Raw genomic sequence first — 16,286 nt, 5'->3', positions numbered from 1 at the left:
GTTTCTTAGAAACTTTTCATCCGTAGGGCCAGGCAACTTAATGTCACAAGGCGAGAAGCTCTCACTTCTGCTTTTCTCAACTTTTATATGATACCAAGTTTTCTAGCTCTTGTCAAGATAAAAAGTTATTTTTTTGAAAAGTTTGTGTTTGTATTTTGCCTTGATTTCCTAATCAAAAAGAGAGAATCAAGTTGATTCCCTCTCTATGTTAGTTTTTACTTATTTTCCCTATAGGAAAGCTAGGATCTATTAAAAAATTCTTTTTTATGTGAACTTCCCCATCTTTCGATAAATAGAATCCCCACTAACAAAAGGATAATCAGGCAAGGAAGTAAAACTAGCCCCATGTCCCAATTTAGATTGACGTTATCAATTTGCTTAGGTAATCTTCCAGATAAAATCTCCACTGAACGCAAGTAAGTAAAGGGAATCAGATGTGCAATCTTTTGAAGAGGCTGAATTGTTTGAATACCAAACAATAAGCCAACAATCCCAATAAGTGACAGAAAGAGGACAGGCATTTTTTGCTTGAAAAAGTAAGCAATCAAGTACACTACTTCCACAATGATGACAAAAGCTAAGAAAGCTAGTAACAAGCCAGGAAATAACACATCTTGTATTTTTCCAATAGTTACCTCTTGATTCACTAAGCTATAAATCGGGTAGGGATAATCTAACTGTCCAAAACCACTTATCAGACTTCCCACTAGGAAAGAAAAACCACAGATTCCAATAAACAGCACAGTTACATAGCTCACCCCAACTCCAAGAGAAGACATGGCAAATGCCACTTTTGAAAAAGGATATAACTGAGCTGTGTCCAGATGATTTTGATATCTTTCTGCAAAAAGTTGTGTCAGCATAAAAATAATCGCAATCACAAACAAGCTTGGGATGATAGCCTCTAAAATCCAAACAATCTGATCAATCCCGTGGGTCGGATAATCTAAATCGTGGGCTTTTATGTTCAAGGGATACAGGGCTTGGTAAGTCTTTCGTTCGCGGTCAACCGCTATTTTTAAGTCCGAGCTAGAAGTTGGGTCATTTGATACAGTTTCATAACTCTTTTCCTCAGCTTGCCACTGCAAATAGTAGGCTTCTTCCCAGCGTCCTTCTTTTAATAAAGTCAGAATTTCTTTCTTTTGCGTCAAAAGATTTTTTTGCAAGTCTAAATTTTCTTTAGCAAACTGGTATTCCTCCGTGCTGGTGTCAGACATTTGGGAGAGCTTCTCTTCATTTTCATTGATAGCTCTCTCGTTGGCTGCAGTACGAGTTTCCAACCTGTTCTCCAAGCTGACATAGTTTGCAGTCCGACTATTGAAATAAAAGCTAATACCAAGAGTTGAAACAAATAAAACTAAGATAATCCAGTTTAAGCGACTTTTGAAAACTTTTTTTAATAAAAATAGACCAACATCTTTCATAAACTAAACCTCTTCTATCTTTCCCCGATGAATGGTTACTACTCTATCGCAGACATCAAGCAACTCTTCCTTATAGTGGGAACTTAAAAGAACCAGCTGTTCTTGTCTATCGATTTTTGCTAGCCTATCAAAAAACTTCTGTCGATAATACTCATCTAAGCCATTTGTAATCTCATCCATAAGCCAGCATTTCGCCTGACTGAGGAAGTACATGGCAATCACCAAGCGTTGCTTCATGCCTAAGGAATACTTACGAATGGGAAGGCTGATATAGTCCGACATTTCCCAATAGGTAATTTCATTCCCCAAGTTCAGCCCTGACTTCCAGATGTTCTTGATCAGGCGAAGATAGTCCATCCCACTTAAGTTTCCATCCAGCCATTCAATGCTTTCATAATAAAATAAAGAAGGAGGGGCTACAATATTTCCACTACTTATAGGAATTAAATTGCTAATGGCGCGGAACAGTGTCGTCTTTCCAGAGCCATTGATAGCAAGAATACCATAAATCCTACCCTTTTCAAATGTAAAATCAACATCTTGTAAGATGACTTGTCGCGTTTTTAAGGTCACATGAGTAAGTTGCAACATACCTAACCCTCCTTTTTATCACTCTTTAGGGATTAATAGCCTCCACTTGAGTAGTTTAGTACCTCATAACGATTGTACTTCCAGCCTCCGCCAACTTTATACTCAGAATAGCTGTCATAACGATACCATAACAGGGGATTAATATAGTTATATCTCTGGCAATTCATACTAGACTTATAGTAGATATTCCAATCATACCTATAAGTTTTAAGAACGCTCACAGCAGATACACTGGACTGAAAAAAACCAATAATCATAAACTAACTAATTAAACGATTTTTACTAATTTTTAATAGTTTTATATCATTAATATTGAATACGCTTTCATTATATCGTTTTTATCATTATTATGCAACAGATTTTTAGTTTATTTTACTAATATATAATATTTATCCTTCCTATCGAACACTTTCGATTTTCCAATTTTTCCAACCTTTAAAGCGTATAGCTCCTTGCTGGTCAGTTCGGTAAACTTTGCTATTGATAGTTTCCAGTCGTGTCAAGGTTTCCTGATGGGGGAGTTTCGTTCGATTGTTCTTTCCAACTGAGATGAGAGTAAAATCTGGTTTGAGTTTTTCTAGAAAGGCTGAACTTGATGAGTTTTTAGAGCCATGTTGACCAGCTTTCAAAACATCCACTTCTAGGTCAGGATACTGCTTCAACAAGTCCTTCTCTCCTTTCTCCTCCAAATTTCCTGTGAAAAGAAAGTTTTTATCCAAGAGTTTCCCATACAGAACTAGAGAATCTTCATGACCTCCATCTCCAATTTTCCTTGGAGATAAGACTTCTAACTGACTTCCAAAAATTGGCAAGTTCTCTCCTGCTGTCACACTGCGCACCTTGGTTTGAGTTGCCTGTAGTTCTGTCACAAATTCCTTCTGTTTCAAACTGCCTTTGGACACTAAAATCTCTCCGACATGAAAAACCTTGGTCACCTCCAACAAATCTCCAACATGTTCCTTGTCCATATTTGTCAAAATCAGCTGGTCAATCTTGGCTACTCCTCGACTTTTGAGATAGGGAATCAAGGTTCGCTGGGCATTGCTGGTCGTCGTCTTTTCTTGCCATTTTTCGATTTTCTTATTATATTCTGCCTTGCCAGCGACATCTATGAGAATGGTTTTACCAGTTACATCCCGTAGGAAAATACTTTCGCCTTGCCCCACATCCAGCATGGTAATTTCATTTTCCAGTGGATACTTGGTCAGGAAAAAGAGACCTGTAATCAATAAGCTCAACACTGCTAGCCTTTTAATGTTTTTTCTCAAATCATAGACTAAAGCCAAGGAAATTAACAATAAAATTAAAAGCCACGCATTAGGTTGTCCAAAGACAAGCGATCTACTTGCCACCTGTGATACCAAGCGAATAATCCCTTCCAACCATTCAAAGATAAAATTCAGCTGAATGACTGGATAGAGAAAGGAAAGGGCAAATAAGATAGACAAGAGCGGTAAGAGGACCATGTCAAATAGAAAGGAAAAGACAAAGGTCAAGAGGATGGACCAAGGTTGAAATTCTGCAAAATAGAAGGATAGAATGGGCAATATTCCTAAGGAAATGACTAGACTTTCTCTAGCAATAGCCTTAAACCCCTCCCCTTCTTTGCTAGTCATAGTCAAGATAAAAGCATAAGCACATGACAAAACTCCTCCTGTAGTCAGGAAAAAGTTGGGCATGATAATAAAGAGGACAAGCACAGTCAAGGCAAAATTATCCAAGCCCTTAACACCATGTTGAGCCAGTAACTTTTGTAAGAGACTGCGAATAACCGATGCTGAAAATCCTGTCAGACCTGCATAAATAAGGGAAAAGGGATAGGTCAGCCATTTCAACTTTTCTTGGGTCAAGCCCAATCGCAAGAGAAGTTTCTTAAATCCATCCATGAAAAAGCCTACCTGCATACCCGACAAGGCAAAAAGGTGGATAATTCCTAAACTAGAATAAAGCTCATTCATCTCCTCAAAATCTGTGTCCAGATGTCCTAGCAAAAGCCCTGTCATGTAATTGCGCATAGGGTCTGGAAAATGTGTCTTAATCCAAACCACAGCCTTTCGACGTAAACTGGACAGATTTTCTCCTATATCCCAACTGCCAACCTTTTGAAGTGACTGGATTCTTTTGATATTGAGAGTCTGGTAAATTCCCTGAGTCTTCAGATAGGCTTGGTAGTCAAAGCCACCAAAATTTCTCTTCCCTTCTGGCTCAGAAAGCTTCCCTTCTAGTCCTATCTCATGAAGGTCTGTTAAGGCTTGAAAGGTTTCTTTCCCCTCCTCGGACTGGAGTTTATAATAGACTTGGAAAATGCGTCCATCAGCCTTGCCACGAAAGGACAGACTATCACCATTGACCTTAATAGTGTCGGGCAGAATCCGTACCCTTTCAACAGAATCCGCCAAATTTTGACTTGCTTGACTCTGTTGCCAATTTTGAAACAGAAACCAAAATCCAAAGATTCCACAAATCACTAGAACTTTGCCTGCTGATTTCCCAGGAAATTGAATAAAGAGACAAACTAGCAGAAAAACAAAGCCCAACAAAGCAAGATAGGATGCTGAGAAAATAGCGTAATAAAACCAAAGTAACAAAAAACTCAGGTAAATTAGGGGAAGGGGGATATTCTTAATCCACTGTAACATAATCTTTTAACTTTTCTATGGTCTTGGCACCAATTCCAGAGACTTTCTTGAGTTCATCAACCGACTTGAATTTCCCATTTGCCTCACGATGGTCAATAATGTCTTGAGCTCGTTTTCCTCCCAGTCCCTTGACTTGCTTGAGTTCTTCCAGACTGGCCTTATTGAGGTTGATCTTCTTTTCCTTGCTCGTTGAAGAAGGCGCTCCAGAACCTGCCTGTTGACTAGCTGATTCTTCTCCCTTAGTTGGAACGTAAACCAGAGCCTCATCACTAACTTTCTGAGCTAGATTGAGCGACTTGCTGTCTGCTTGCTCTGTCAAGCCACCAGCCTTCTGAACAGCGTCATTAACTCGACTACCTACCGGCAAATCATAAATTCCTGGCGATTTGACAGCACCTTTTACATCTACCGTGATTAGATCTTGTTCAAGGGGTTCTTCCTTTTCGGTTAATGAATCCTTGGAAACTGCTACAACTTCTGCCTGCAAATTCGTTTCCTTGACAGGTGTTTGTGGAGCTGGTTTTAGCAGGAAAAATCCTCCTACAAGCAAGCCCAGACCAGTACAGATGACAATGATTTTATACTCTTTGATTTTCTCGATAATTGCTTCCATATTTTCTCCTCTCTTAGATTATTCGTAAGAGAAAGAAAAAACAGTCGAAAATTTCTTTTCAACTGCTTATTTATTTGCAAAATAGTCTTCCTTGGTCAAGACATAATGAACTCTTGTAACAATTCGGCCTTCTTCATGCTGGTCCATACAAGCATAGGGTTCCGCATGGGAAAAACGCATGCCTGATTTCTCCATGACCTTTCCAGATGCAGGATTGTCCATATCGTGAAGGGCGGTCAACTTGTTCATTCCAATCTTCTCAAAAGCCATCTCAATCACAGCACGATTGGCTTCTGTCGTCAATCCTTGATTCCAATACTTTTTATTGATAATGTAGCCAATAGCTGCCTTCTTAAGAACAGGATCAATCTTGTGCAAATCAATGGTTCCAATAAACTGACCATTGCTTTTTAGTTCTATTCCCCAACGTCCCAAGGGATTGACCAAGTAGAACTGCGCAATATTATTTTTGGTTTCTTCCAAGCTTTGATTGGTTGGAAAAGTGTAGCGCGTATTTTCTCTGTCCGAGGCATACTCAAACATTTCTTCCGCATCATCCAAGGTTACAGGTCTAAGCAATAAACGCTCCGTTTCTATAGACGGATACTGGGCAAATTTCACAAAAATTGATTCCATATGTTTCCTCCACTTGAAACCTTTCTAATCTCATACAAGGATATTGAATGAAACATTGTATTGAGATAACTTTAAGTACAAAAGAACTATCCTTCAGACAGAGGTTGAGGATCTAATTCTTCACTCTCTTCTTTTTTAACCGGTGCTGGTTCATAAGCTCGGATAATCTGAGCGACAACAGGATGACGAACCACATCCTTAGCTGAAAAATGAACAAAGTCAATCTGATGGATGTTCTTGAGTTTCTCTTGAGCGTCAATCAAACCGGACTTGACATTACGTGGCAGGTCAATCTGACTGATATCTCCATTGACAATCATCTTAGAATTAAAACCTAAACGAGTCAAGAACATCTTCATCTGCATAATAGTCGTATTTTGCGCCTCATCGAGAATGACAAAGGCATCATCCAAGGTTCGTCCACGCATGTAGGCAAGGGGCGCAATCTCGATAATTTCACGCTCCATAAGACGAGTCGTTTGGTCTTTGCCCAGAATCTGATACAAGGCATCATAAACAGGTCGAAGGTAAGGATCTACCTTCTCTTTGAGATCACCCGGAAGAAAACCTAGACTCTCTCCTGCTTCCACCGCTGGACGAGTTAGGATAATTCGCTTGACTTGCCCACGTTTAAGGGCAGTCACTGCTAAGGTCACTGCAAGGAAGGTCTTCCCTGTACCTGCTGGCCCAATTCCAAAGGTCACATCGTGCTGTTTAACACTGTCCACATAAAGTTTTTGACCCAGGGTTTTGACACGGATAGGTTTCCCTGTATTATCCTTGATGATTTCTTCTTCGTAAAGGGCGACAAACTTGTCGATTTCATCGTTTTTGACCATGCTAATTGCAGTCACCACATCTGGCGTACCAATGGTCATTCCACGATTCACCAAGACCATCAAGGCTTGGATAACCTGACGGGCTTCCTCACAGGCAGTCTCTTCTCCCAAAACCTGCACAATCTCCGTACGAGCATGAATCACCACATTGAGCTCTTCTTCCATCAAACGAAGATGGCGTTCATTAGAACCAAAAAGATGAAACAGGTCATCTGGATGACTCAGTTGAATGTCTATTGAATGTTCCTTCAAATAAAGAACCTCTCTAATCCTTTTATTTCTTTTTATTATAGCAAAGGGGTGGAGAAATTACTAGCCCAAACCCAATGAATCATGCTAGTGTTCTAAGTATTCTTGCCAGATAGCGTCAAAGTCTCCTAGGTTGAAAGAGAAACTGGCATGTTCTTCCAGAAAGCGACTCACCTCATCAAAATCATCTGTGTGTTTTGGAAAGGCTGACTCTTCAAAAGCGAGGTCTGCTAAGATAGCCTTGGGACTGTTACTTTTAGGATTGCGCTCAGTCATGAGCCAAGTGTAAAATGATTTTCTCATAAGCCTCCCTAAATCAACTCTGTCCCAAACTGGTCTTGCTTGATTTTGCCAGCCTTCATCAAGCCGCCAAGTGCTTTCTTGAACTGACCTTTAGAAATGCCAAAGGTTGCCTTGATGTCGTCTGGGGATGACTTATCATTTAAGGTCATGAAACCGCCATTGCTTTCCAAATAGGTTAAAATCATCTGGGCATCATTTTCCAACATCTCAAAGGAACGTGGTTTGAGGGAGAGGTTCAAGGTACGGTCCACTTCACGGAACCCAATAACGCGCGCATCTAAAACTTGACCCAAACGTGGCTCTGCATAGCGCTCGCTAGGATGGATAAAGCCAAGCATGTTATTTTCTGGCAGGTAAACAAAAGTTCCTGATATCTTGAGGCGGTAAACAATGGCTGGCCAGTTTTGGTTCTGCATGTTGTTGTAGGCAGGACGAGCCAGACGTTGGAAGTCTTCTTGATAGGCCAAGAGCCCCCAGATACGGTCTTTCTTGTCCACTTCAAGACGGATGTAGAGTTGGTCACCCTTCTTAGGCCAGAGTTCCTTAAGTTCAGGGAGAATATCGAATGACACAACGATTTCCTTGTCAGGAAGGCCTGTATCCACAAAGACACCCAAGTCCTTGCGTACTTCCGTTACAGTTCCCCAACCAAATTGATCCTGAGTAGCAGTCACTTCTAAAGTGGTCAAGCGGAGCTTTTGCTTCATATCTGTATAGGCGAAACCTTTAACCGTATCCCCTACTGTATGCTGACCTTCTTCCTTGGCAAGAGCATAGGTTTGACCATCCTTTTGCACAAAGTAAAAACGGTCATTTTCATCGATGATCAGTCCAACGATAAAACTTGCAAGATTTGTATTCATATTTCCTTCTTTCGAATAAAACTCAGCCAGCAATGCCAACTGAGTTTTTCTGTTTATTTTTAGACTTCCAAAAGTTCTTTCTCTTTGTTGGCAGTCATGTCGTCGATGTGTTTGACAGCATCATCTGTTACTTTTTGAATGTCTTTTTCAAGAGTCTTCAATTCGTCTTCAGTGATTTCTTTTGCTTTTTCTTGTTTCTTGGCTTCGTCCATAGCATCACGACGGATATTGCGAACAGCCACTTTAGCATTTTCGCCGACCTTCTTCACTTCTTTAGCAAGGTCACGACGAGTTTCTTCTGTAAGAGCTGGGATAACCAAACGAATCACAGAACCATCGTTAGCTGGTGTGATACCAAGATCAGAAGCGTTCAAGGCACGTTCGATGTCTTTCAATGAAGACTTGTCAAATGGTGTCACCAACAAAACACGCGCTTCTGGAATCGTAATTGAAGCGATTTGGTTAAGAGGAGTTTCTACTCCGTAGTATTCTACATGTACACGGTCAAGCAAGCTTGCATTGGCACGACCAGCACGGATACCACCAAATTCACGAGCAAGTGATTGGTGAGACTGGGTCATTCTCTCTTTAGCTTTTTCAATAATTGCGTTAGCCATAATCTTTCTTATTCCTTTTCTTCGATATTATTTGAAACTGTTGTTCCGATATTTTCACCAAATACGACACGTTTGATGTTGCCTGGTTGGTTCATGTTGAAGACAACCAAGTCAATGTCGTTATCCATTGAAAGGGTTGAAGCTGTTGAGTCCATGATACGAAGACCTTTGTTGATAACATCACGGTGGGTCAATTCTTCAAATTTAACAGCTGTCTTGTCTTTCTTAGGATCGGCATTGTAAACACCATCGACACCATTTTTAGCCATAAGGATGGCATCCGCTTCGATTTCAGCCGCACGAAGGGCCGCTGTTGTATCTGTTGAGAAGTAAGGTGAACCAATTCCAGCACCAAAGATAACGATACGGCCTTTTTCAAGGTGACGAAGGGCACGTCCACGGACATAAGGCTCTGCCACCTGTTGCATGGCAATAGCTGTTTGCACACGCGTATCAACACCAACTTGTTGCAATGAATCTGCCATCACAAGAGCATTCATAACAGTCCCAAGCATTCCTGTGTAATCTGCCTGAACGCGGTCCATTCCTGCTTCAGCAGCAGGTTCGCCACGCCAGAGATTTCCTCCACCAATAACAAGGGCAATTTCGATACCTAAGCTATGAACTTCTTGAATCTCTTTTGCGATTGTTTGAACTGTTTGGATATCAATCCCTACGCCTCGTTCACCGGCAAGGGCTTCACCTGATAACTTGATTAAAATACGTTTATACTTGGGATTCGCCATTTTCACTCTCCTTCTTTTATCCTACCTATTTTATCACAATTTCTAAGATTTTTATAGTATCATGAGCAATTCTTTGAAAAAAATTAGACCGTTAAAAATTCTTCTAAGTCGCTAAGAGCGCGCTCTGCAATTTTTTCATAACGAGCCTTCTTATCACGAATACGCTCGCCTTCCAACTCCTTGATAATCCCAAAGTTGACATTCATTGGTTGGAAATGTTTGCTGTCGGCATGAGTGATGTAATGAGCTAAGCTTCCAATCGCTGTTGTTTCTGGGAAAATAGCCTCGCTTTCTCCCTTGAAAAGACGAGCCGCGTTAATTCCCGCAACTAAGCCTGACGCCGCTGATTCAACATAACCTTCCACACCCGTCATCTGACCAGCAAAGAAGAGATTTGGTTGTTTCTTAGAACGGTAAGTCTGTTCAAGAAGATTTGGTGAATCCATATAAGAATTGCGGTGCATAACACCATAACGAACAAACTCCGCATTTTCAAGACCTGGAATCATTTGGAAGACACGCTTTTGTTCTCCCCATTTGAGGTGGGTCTGGAAACCAACAATATTGTATAGGCTACCAGCCGCATTATCCTGACGAAGTTGCACAACCGCATAAGGTGTTTTAAATTCGCCATCACGAGGTCCTGTGTAGTCGTCTGGATACTCCAGACCGACTGGTTTCATAGGACCATAAAGCATAGTTTTAATGCCACGTTTGGCCATAACTTCGATAGGCATACATCCTTCAAAGTACTTTTCTTTTTCAAAGGAATTGAGCGGTGCTTCTTCCGCATTGACCAAGGCTTCATGGAAATCCATAAACTCTTGCTTGGTCATGGGAGCGTTGAGATAAGCGGCTTCTCCCTTATCATAACGAGACTTGAGATAGACCTTGCTCATATCGATAGTATTGACATCGATAATAGGCGCTGCCGCATCGTAGAAATAGAAACCATCGCCATCATTAAGAGCATGAATCTTCTCAGCTAGGGCATCGCTGGTCAAGGGACCAGTAGCGACAACTGTGATAACATCTGTCGGTAATTCTGTAATTTCATCACGAACCACTTCAATCAAGGGATGGTTGGTAACTTTTTCGGTCACCATTTGGGAGAAACCATCACGGTCCACCGCAAGAGCACCACCTGCAGGAACACGGGTTGCTTCAGCAGATTTCAAAATAACAGAACCCAAGCGACGCATTTCTTCCTTGAGAAGACCCACTGCATTTGTCAGAGCATCTCCACGAAGGGAATTAGAACAAACTAACTCTGCAAAATTGTCTGTTTTGTGTTGAGGTGTTGACTTGACACCACGCATTTCATAAAGTTTAACTGGAATACCACGCTCTGCAATTTGGTAGGCTGCTTCAGAACCTGCCAAACCAGCACCGATAACATTGATATAAGATTGAGACACGACACTAATACCTCTTTGGGTGGAACCTAAGTTCATATCAAAACAAGGCACTGGCTTGTTTAACACCCACAAATCTTTCTATTTTTTCTTCTACTAGTATAACAAAAAAAGGGAAGAAGGCAAACTTCCCTGTTTAGTCATTTTCTTGATGTAAAGAGATAGTGAGTATTCCAATTAAAAATCAATTATATGCTACTCTATAAAATCTCTTCCACGTAACGGATCGATAGGGACTGTTATTCTATCTCTTGCTATAACCGTATTATCTAAAACAGCATAACATTCAACATAGTGGTCTCCTTTAAACTGAGAATCTTCGTGATGTTTTATTTTACCTGAAAAAATAGCACCACGCTCACAATTTCTTCTAATCGCCTCAGCTCCAATATTTCTTACTTTCCAATAATATTTAACATCAGACAAAAGATCATCTGGAATATCTGATTTTATAATTTCAAAATCAAGAGATTTTCTATTTTTAATCTTAAATCTACTTTTTAAAAAGTCTGAAAGAAGTGCTTTTCGAAAACCATCTTGTGTAATTTCACACTCCAAAACAATATTATATTCGATATTAACATTAAACAATTCATCAATAAATTCTTCATTCGAAGCTCGATTTGTTGTAGAAGTGGATTGAGCGAATTTTCTACCAAATAGCTGTCTATAAACTTCAGTAAGTTTCTCTTCTGAAGCGTCTTCTATTTTCTTTAGAGCTTGCTTAGCTTTATTGACAAATTTTGCTCCATCATTATTATAAATCTTTTGATTACTACCTAAAGCATACCAATACTCTCTATTTTTATCTTGGTTTGAAAAGTATTCAAAAATATCTTTCAAGAGAATATTATAATCAGAGTAATATATTTCAGAAATACCTTTATCATCAATTAAATCAGATATCAAAGTATCTATCAACAACCCCTTAAATGAAAAGCCCATATGATTTTTCCATTGTCGTATGAACCTTGTTAAATTAGAAAAATGATTATTAAAATTCGAATTTAAAGATTTAGATTTTTCAATTTCAGGCTTTGGTTTAGTAGTCTTCCAAGAGCCTCCGTTACGGGAATCAGGATATTTAAAATTACCGTCAGATTGTTCGAAAGCTGGAACTAACTCAATTTTCCCATCGTCACGAAAATCAATGACAACAACTTGCCCATCTCCTTTTATATTAGTATCAGGATATCTTTTTAGTAATTCGTTTTTTATTTCCTGTAGAAGTGCTGATTGACCATTACCCTCATAAGAATCAAATCGTCTATACACTTCTGAGGGTAGTGAAAAAATATAATCAAAATCACTAACATTTCGAACAGCCGTCGTTCTACCCACACTACCAACAATCAAACCATTGTCAATTTCTTCATCTGCAAGATCATATAAGGAATAGTATTTTCGATTAAGTCGTTTCGTAATCTCTTTTAATCTATTCTTCCATTTTTCCCATTCCTCGTCCGTCATGGGGAGTTCGTCTTCGCAAAATTCTTTAAAATCATTAGATAAAGACATTACTCTTCCTCCTTAATTTCCATCAATTCTTTTGGAATAAAGTATCTATAATCTTCCTCATAATCATTATCTTTTCTCGATTTTATTAGTTTTGAAGCCTTGGATACATTTTTGGGAGAAGCATTAGAAAGTTGACTATAAGTAGCATCTCTTCGAAATTTTAATTCTTCGAAAGATTCTTGGATTTCACTTGATGGTTTTCCATTGTAAACCACCTCAGATAAAAGAATTTCAGCTAACACTTTAAGATTCCAAAGCTCATCAACAGATTTCCTCTCCAAAGCTAGTCGTTCCTCAAAGTTAAACTCCTTGGTGATGCTAAAAATTATTGTAGTGACTAATGATAAAAATGCTGTAACAAGCTTTATCCAATATTCATCAAACCAAAGTATTCCAACTAAGCCAGAAGAGACAACTCCAGAAATGATTATTGTTGCTATTCTAAACCATCGAATATAGCTTTCTAACTCGTCAATTCTAACCGCATGAATTTTATGAGTCCAACCTACATTTACTATAAATTTTTTAAGTTGAAAGTGTATTTTTCTTGATTTTTCGACATTAAACTCCTCCTTACTATTTTTGCTTATCTTGGTATGTTTCCCAAACAAATGACACTACCGTTAATGCAGATCCTACAACAACTGAAGCATACCTTGGTGGCAATTCTATAAAGTTAGCTCCCTTACCATGACCATCACCTTTATCATTTCTAAGACTGTTAATACCCTTGATAATTTGATTCAAACCACTTAGAACTAGCTTTACATCTTGATTATTTTTTGCTGAAATATTTTCATTAGAATCCAAGTTTAAAAATTTAAAGACTTTCTTTTGCAAAGTTGCAATATCATTAGAATTAGAATACTCAATTTTTTCATGGTCTAAAATATGTTTAAAACATGATTCCAACAATTCCTTAGCTTTTCCAATAGCGTCCGCTGGAGAGCGAGAAATCATTTCATTCATAATCCCCATTTGCTTATCTATATAGTCGCTATCAAAATAGTCAGATAAAGATTCAGCAACATTATTTAAGTAGGCCATTTGTGAGACTTCATACTTCGAAAGTCTCTCTTTCAATTTCAATGCCTGAGAGTTCCTCTCTTCAGTTTTCTCGTAATATGAGTCAGGAAGGTCTTCATAATATCTAAGTAAATCTAAAGCTAATTTTAAAACCAGTTCATCTGGTTCGTTATCTACAAAAGCCTGTAAAGCTTTCCCTTTTGAACCACCATATTTCTCTTGAATATTTACTCCTACTGAATTAAAAGTAAAATTAGCAAAAGTAGAGTTAGAAAAATTTAATACATAACCGTCACTATTAAAAAATACTTTTATAAAACTCTTATCTTGAAAATTTAATTCCATATCAAGTTCCCTAGATTTAAAACATCAACTCGCTTCAAACAAATCCAGTTGACCAAAACTTTCTTCGAGTTTCTGTTGCTTTGCAATTACATCACTATTTCGTAAATCTGACACTAACTTTTCAGCAATATACCACATCATTACTGGTGGAATAGCATTCCCCAGCATTCTATATTGAGCACCTTCTGAACCAAGCAATTCATAGTTTTCTGGAAACGACTGAATACGTGCAACCTCTCTTGGAGTATAGCGACGGTAACGTCCATTTTCTAACAAAACAGGGTCAGTGCTATTTAAGGATACTTTTGCTAAATGAGAACTAACCGTATTACTAGGCTGTTCAATGTCTTGTGCTCGTCCTTTATTCATTTTTTTGCCAGATTTACTATTTAGCATTCCTTGCACAGCCCTCTCGCTAAAATAATACTTTTCATCAATATCTTGCTGAAGAATTACTTTTAGTGGTGTATAATCTTCTACATTTTGAATAGGCTCTTCAGGAAATTCAAAAGTAAAATTCAAATCCTTTCGAATACCAACAATAAACACTCGCTCTCTCTTTTGCGGAACGCCGTATTTGGTGGCTACGCAAAGTTTATAAGAAACATTATAACCAGCTTTTTCGAACTCTTCAATAATTAGAGGAAAGGCTTCTTTATTGTTTGCAGACAAAATTCCCTTAACATTTTCGGCAAAAAATGCTTTTGGTTGATGAGCTTTTAACACTCGCACCATCTCAAAAAACAATGTCCCTTTTTCGTCTTTTATTCCTAAGCGTTTCGGATTTTGAGCACTAACAGAAAATGATTGACAAGGAAAACCTCCCGTTAAAATATCGAAAGATGGGATTTCATCTGATTTTATTTCTCGGATATTTCGATTGTCTGGAGTAACACCAAAATTCTTTTCAAACATTTTATTGGCACTGTCTTCAATATCATTTGCATAGACAATCTCAATTTGATTATCGGCATAATGTTTACCTAAAAAATCAAATCCACCAGCAAAACCAATATCCGTTCCACCTCCTCCACTAAAAAGAGAGGCAATTTTTAGTTTCTTCAAATTAAATTCTCCTCAAAGCCAACTGACGATGAAAAACGGACATCATATCCATCTTTTCTCTCAATCAGAAGCATCTTCTCATTTTTGACTAACTCATACAAATTCTTGATAATAAACAATTTTTTGCTATGTTTAGAAATCTGCAAACGATAAATATAGTATCTATCACGCACAGATTTAGCAGTTCGCCATTCGTTCGGTGTGATATGAAACGAATTAAAAGTAATAGAAGCATTGCTGACAGTTGTTTTGACTTCAATATACTTTCTCAGCTCAGAATCATCACACTCAAAAGATTGAACATCGTAGCCGACACCAAACTGTGTTGGAATAAAATTCACCAGATGGAGCAACTGTTCTTGCCCATGTTCTCGTAATTTTTGTTTTTCATGATTGATAACAATAGCTTCTCCCGAACTCCCTACAACAGCGGTAGAGATTTTCTCGCTGTATTCGATGTGTTCAGTTAGATGTCCGATAATATCTGTTTTCTCTTCAGTAAAATCAATATCACTTGGAAGGTAGAGATTAAAGTTTGTCCTAAAATCAATATCTCCTAAATCACGATTAACATATTCGAACCAAGCACTTCTAAAATTTCGAACATCTTCAATTGTTGTAGAAGCATTTCCAATAAATTGAGCATAGCCATCAAAGGTAGCATCTGATTGCAAAAAGTCATTTATTGCTTGCTCTTCCATAGAATTTATTTTATACCTACCACCTTGAACAGTTAGTAAACTCGCTATAACCATGTAATCTAAAATATCTTTGGCATATCGAATAACATCTCCTTTAGTATCGTAAGCTACTTTAGACGCTCTATTCTCTTTGATACGATTCCATATTTCCAAAACAGGCTCTCTATCACGAGTACATCTCAAATCATTAAAGATACAATGGGCGACTTCTTCATCGGTGAGGTAAATAGTTTTTTCTTCAGCTTGTGAGGCTTCTGTAAATAGTTCCAGTAGATACTGAGCTGGCTTAAACTGAACTCCGATTTGACAAAGTTTAACAATCTCGTTATCTTTTAGATGCCCACCAGGATATTCAAAATTATACAAAAAGGTTTTAAAAAAGCGAATAAGGTCTTGGTCTTCAGTCAATTCCTTAGCCCTATTTCCTGAATAGACAAAGCCCTCTTTCTCAATCATCATTCCAAACAAAGAAGAAATCTCTGTTCGCCAGTTATTGATTGTTTTCTCTGTTTTATCTGCATTTCCTGCATATTGTTTGATAATGTCATTTAGTTGCTGACTAAATTCCTTTTTAGGCAATATTCCCAAATAAGAAATATTCGTTGCCATATAAACAAGTACATTTTCGACATCATTTTTAAAACGAGGTCTTGGGTGATGTAGTCTAAAATAATATTTCTCTGGAACTTGATACAT

At 38.3% G+C, this 16,286-nt stretch carries 17 protein-coding genes and 1 other annotated feature (1 of these 18 only partly in view); all 17 genes read right to left on the bottom strand.

Annotation, left to right across the window (positions count from 1 at the left end; genetic code table 11):
* Window positions 1–79 (bottom strand) — a sequence feature (ribosomal protein L20 leader region) (it extends 53 nt beyond the left edge of the window).
* Window positions 80–239: 160 nt separating this feature from the next.
* The gene (locus tag SMI_RS04835; RefSeq protein WP_000655831.1) at window positions 240–1,424 is read right to left on the bottom strand and encodes a hypothetical protein; all 1,185 of its coding nucleotides are present in this window, start codon (window positions 1,422–1,424) and stop codon (window positions 240–242) included.
* A 3-nt stretch (window positions 1,425–1,427) separates the two neighbouring features.
* Complete coding sequence (locus SMI_RS04830) at window positions 1,428–2,015, bottom strand: ATP-binding cassette domain-containing protein (RefSeq protein WP_000939892.1); 588 nt, start codon at window positions 2,013–2,015, stop codon at window positions 1,428–1,430.
* Between the two features lie 32 nt (window positions 2,016–2,047).
* Window positions 2,048–2,272: a hypothetical protein gene (locus SMI_RS10765; RefSeq protein WP_231840218.1), complete on the bottom strand. Its 225-nt coding sequence runs from the start codon at window positions 2,270–2,272 to the stop codon at window positions 2,048–2,050.
* A 141-nt stretch (window positions 2,273–2,413) separates the two neighbouring features.
* Entirely contained in the window at window positions 2,414–4,654 is a 2,241-nt protein-coding gene (locus tag SMI_RS04825; RefSeq protein ID WP_000942437.1) for a DNA internalization-related competence protein ComEC/Rec2, read from the bottom strand.
* Window positions 4,638–5,267, bottom strand: a complete 630-nt coding sequence (locus SMI_RS04820; RefSeq protein WP_000387350.1) for a helix-hairpin-helix domain-containing protein — start codon at window positions 5,265–5,267, stop codon at window positions 4,638–4,640. The genes SMI_RS04825 and SMI_RS04820 overlap by 17 nt, the downstream gene beginning before the upstream one ends.
* 66 nt (window positions 5,268–5,333) lie before the next feature.
* Complete coding sequence (locus SMI_RS04815; protein ID WP_000443760.1) at window positions 5,334–5,903, bottom strand: GNAT family N-acetyltransferase; 570 nt, start codon at window positions 5,901–5,903, stop codon at window positions 5,334–5,336.
* Window positions 5,904–5,989: 86 nt separating this feature from the next.
* Complete coding sequence (locus SMI_RS04810) at window positions 5,990–6,994, bottom strand: PhoH family protein (RefSeq protein ID WP_000658206.1); 1,005 nt, start codon at window positions 6,992–6,994, stop codon at window positions 5,990–5,992.
* Window positions 6,995–7,078: 84 nt separating this feature from the next.
* Window positions 7,079–7,294, bottom strand: coding sequence for a YozE family protein (locus SMI_RS04805; protein WP_001232084.1), 216 nt, complete (start codon window positions 7,292–7,294; stop codon window positions 7,079–7,081).
* Window positions 7,295–7,302: 8 nt separating this feature from the next.
* A complete protein-coding gene (gene cvfB, locus SMI_RS04800) occupies window positions 7,303–8,157 on the bottom strand; it encodes an RNA-binding virulence regulatory protein CvfB (RefSeq protein ID WP_001095453.1) in 855 nt (284 codons plus the stop codon).
* Between the two features lie 59 nt (window positions 8,158–8,216).
* The gene (gene frr / locus SMI_RS04795) at window positions 8,217–8,774 is read right to left on the bottom strand and encodes a ribosome recycling factor (RefSeq protein ID WP_001262225.1); all 558 of its coding nucleotides are present in this window, start codon (window positions 8,772–8,774) and stop codon (window positions 8,217–8,219) included.
* A gap of 8 nt (window positions 8,775–8,782) precedes the next feature.
* The gene (gene pyrH, locus SMI_RS04790; RefSeq protein ID WP_000002996.1) at window positions 8,783–9,520 is read right to left on the bottom strand and encodes a UMP kinase; all 738 of its coding nucleotides are present in this window, start codon (window positions 9,518–9,520) and stop codon (window positions 8,783–8,785) included.
* Between the two features lie 83 nt (window positions 9,521–9,603).
* A complete protein-coding gene (trmFO, locus tag SMI_RS04785; protein WP_000083741.1) occupies window positions 9,604–10,938 on the bottom strand; it encodes a methylenetetrahydrofolate--tRNA-(uracil(54)-C(5))-methyltransferase (FADH(2)-oxidizing) TrmFO in 1,335 nt (444 codons plus the stop codon).
* Between the two features lie 192 nt (window positions 10,939–11,130).
* Window positions 11,131–12,453 (bottom strand): SMODS domain-containing nucleotidyltransferase, encoded by a 1,323-nt coding sequence (locus SMI_RS04780; protein ID WP_000059139.1) that lies wholly within the window; start codon window positions 12,451–12,453, stop codon window positions 11,131–11,133.
* A complete protein-coding gene (locus SMI_RS04775; protein WP_000467107.1) occupies window positions 12,453–13,064 on the bottom strand; it encodes an SLATT domain-containing protein in 612 nt (203 codons plus the stop codon). The genes SMI_RS04780 and SMI_RS04775 overlap by 1 nt, the downstream gene beginning before the upstream one ends.
* Entirely contained in the window at window positions 13,030–13,824 is a 795-nt protein-coding gene (locus SMI_RS04770) for an abortive infection family protein (protein ID WP_000422392.1), read from the bottom strand. Before SMI_RS04770 ends, SMI_RS04775 begins: the two co-directional genes overlap by 35 nt.
* 24 nt (window positions 13,825–13,848) lie before the next feature.
* Window positions 13,849–14,889, bottom strand: coding sequence for a DNA (cytosine-5-)-methyltransferase (gene dcm / locus SMI_RS04765; RefSeq protein WP_000734158.1), 1,041 nt, complete (start codon window positions 14,887–14,889; stop codon window positions 13,849–13,851).
* Entirely contained in the window at window positions 14,886–16,286 is a 1,401-nt protein-coding gene (locus tag SMI_RS04760) for a protein NO VEIN domain-containing protein (protein WP_000285316.1), read from the bottom strand. The genes dcm and SMI_RS04760 overlap by 4 nt, the downstream gene beginning before the upstream one ends.

This window comes from Streptococcus mitis B6 (genome assembly GCF_000027165.1).
Taxonomy (GTDB): Bacteria; Bacillota; Bacilli; order Lactobacillales; family Streptococcaceae; genus Streptococcus; species Streptococcus mitis_AR.
Note: the sequence above shows the minus strand (reverse complement) of the source record. Positions and strands in the feature narration are given on the sequence as shown.

Coding starts and splice junctions, on each gene's coding strand:
- SMI_RS04805 (WP_001232084.1), bottom strand. CDS start 7,294: ATGAGAAAATCATTTTACACTTGGCTCATGACTGAGCGCAATCCTAAA.
- SMI_RS04760 (WP_000285316.1), bottom strand. CDS start 16,286: ATGTATCAAGTTCCAGAGAAATATTATTTTAGACTACATCACCCAAGA.
- SMI_RS04770 (WP_000422392.1), bottom strand. CDS start 13,824: ATGGAATTAAATTTTCAAGATAAGAGTTTTATAAAAGTATTTTTTAAT.
- SMI_RS04835 (WP_000655831.1), bottom strand. CDS start 1,424: ATGAAAGATGTTGGTCTATTTTTATTAAAAAAAGTTTTCAAAAGTCGC.
- SMI_RS10765 (WP_231840218.1), bottom strand. CDS start 2,272: ATGATTATTGGTTTTTTTCAGTCCAGTGTATCTGCTGTGAGCGTTCTT.
- SMI_RS04830 (WP_000939892.1), bottom strand. CDS start 2,015: ATGTTGCAACTTACTCATGTGACCTTAAAAACGCGACAAGTCATCTTA.
- SMI_RS04820 (WP_000387350.1), bottom strand. CDS start 5,267: ATGGAAGCAATTATCGAGAAAATCAAAGAGTATAAAATCATTGTCATC.
- cvfB (WP_001095453.1), bottom strand. CDS start 8,157: ATGAATACAAATCTTGCAAGTTTTATCGTTGGACTGATCATCGATGAA.
- SMI_RS04815 (WP_000443760.1), bottom strand. CDS start 5,903: ATGGAATCAATTTTTGTGAAATTTGCCCAGTATCCGTCTATAGAAACG.
- pyrH (WP_000002996.1), bottom strand. CDS start 9,520: ATGGCGAATCCCAAGTATAAACGTATTTTAATCAAGTTATCAGGTGAA.
- SMI_RS04780 (WP_000059139.1), bottom strand. CDS start 12,453: ATGTCTTTATCTAATGATTTTAAAGAATTTTGCGAAGACGAACTCCCC.
- SMI_RS04825 (WP_000942437.1), bottom strand. CDS start 4,654: ATGTTACAGTGGATTAAGAATATCCCCCTTCCCCTAATTTACCTGAGT.
- frr (WP_001262225.1), bottom strand. CDS start 8,774: ATGGCTAACGCAATTATTGAAAAAGCTAAAGAGAGAATGACCCAGTCT.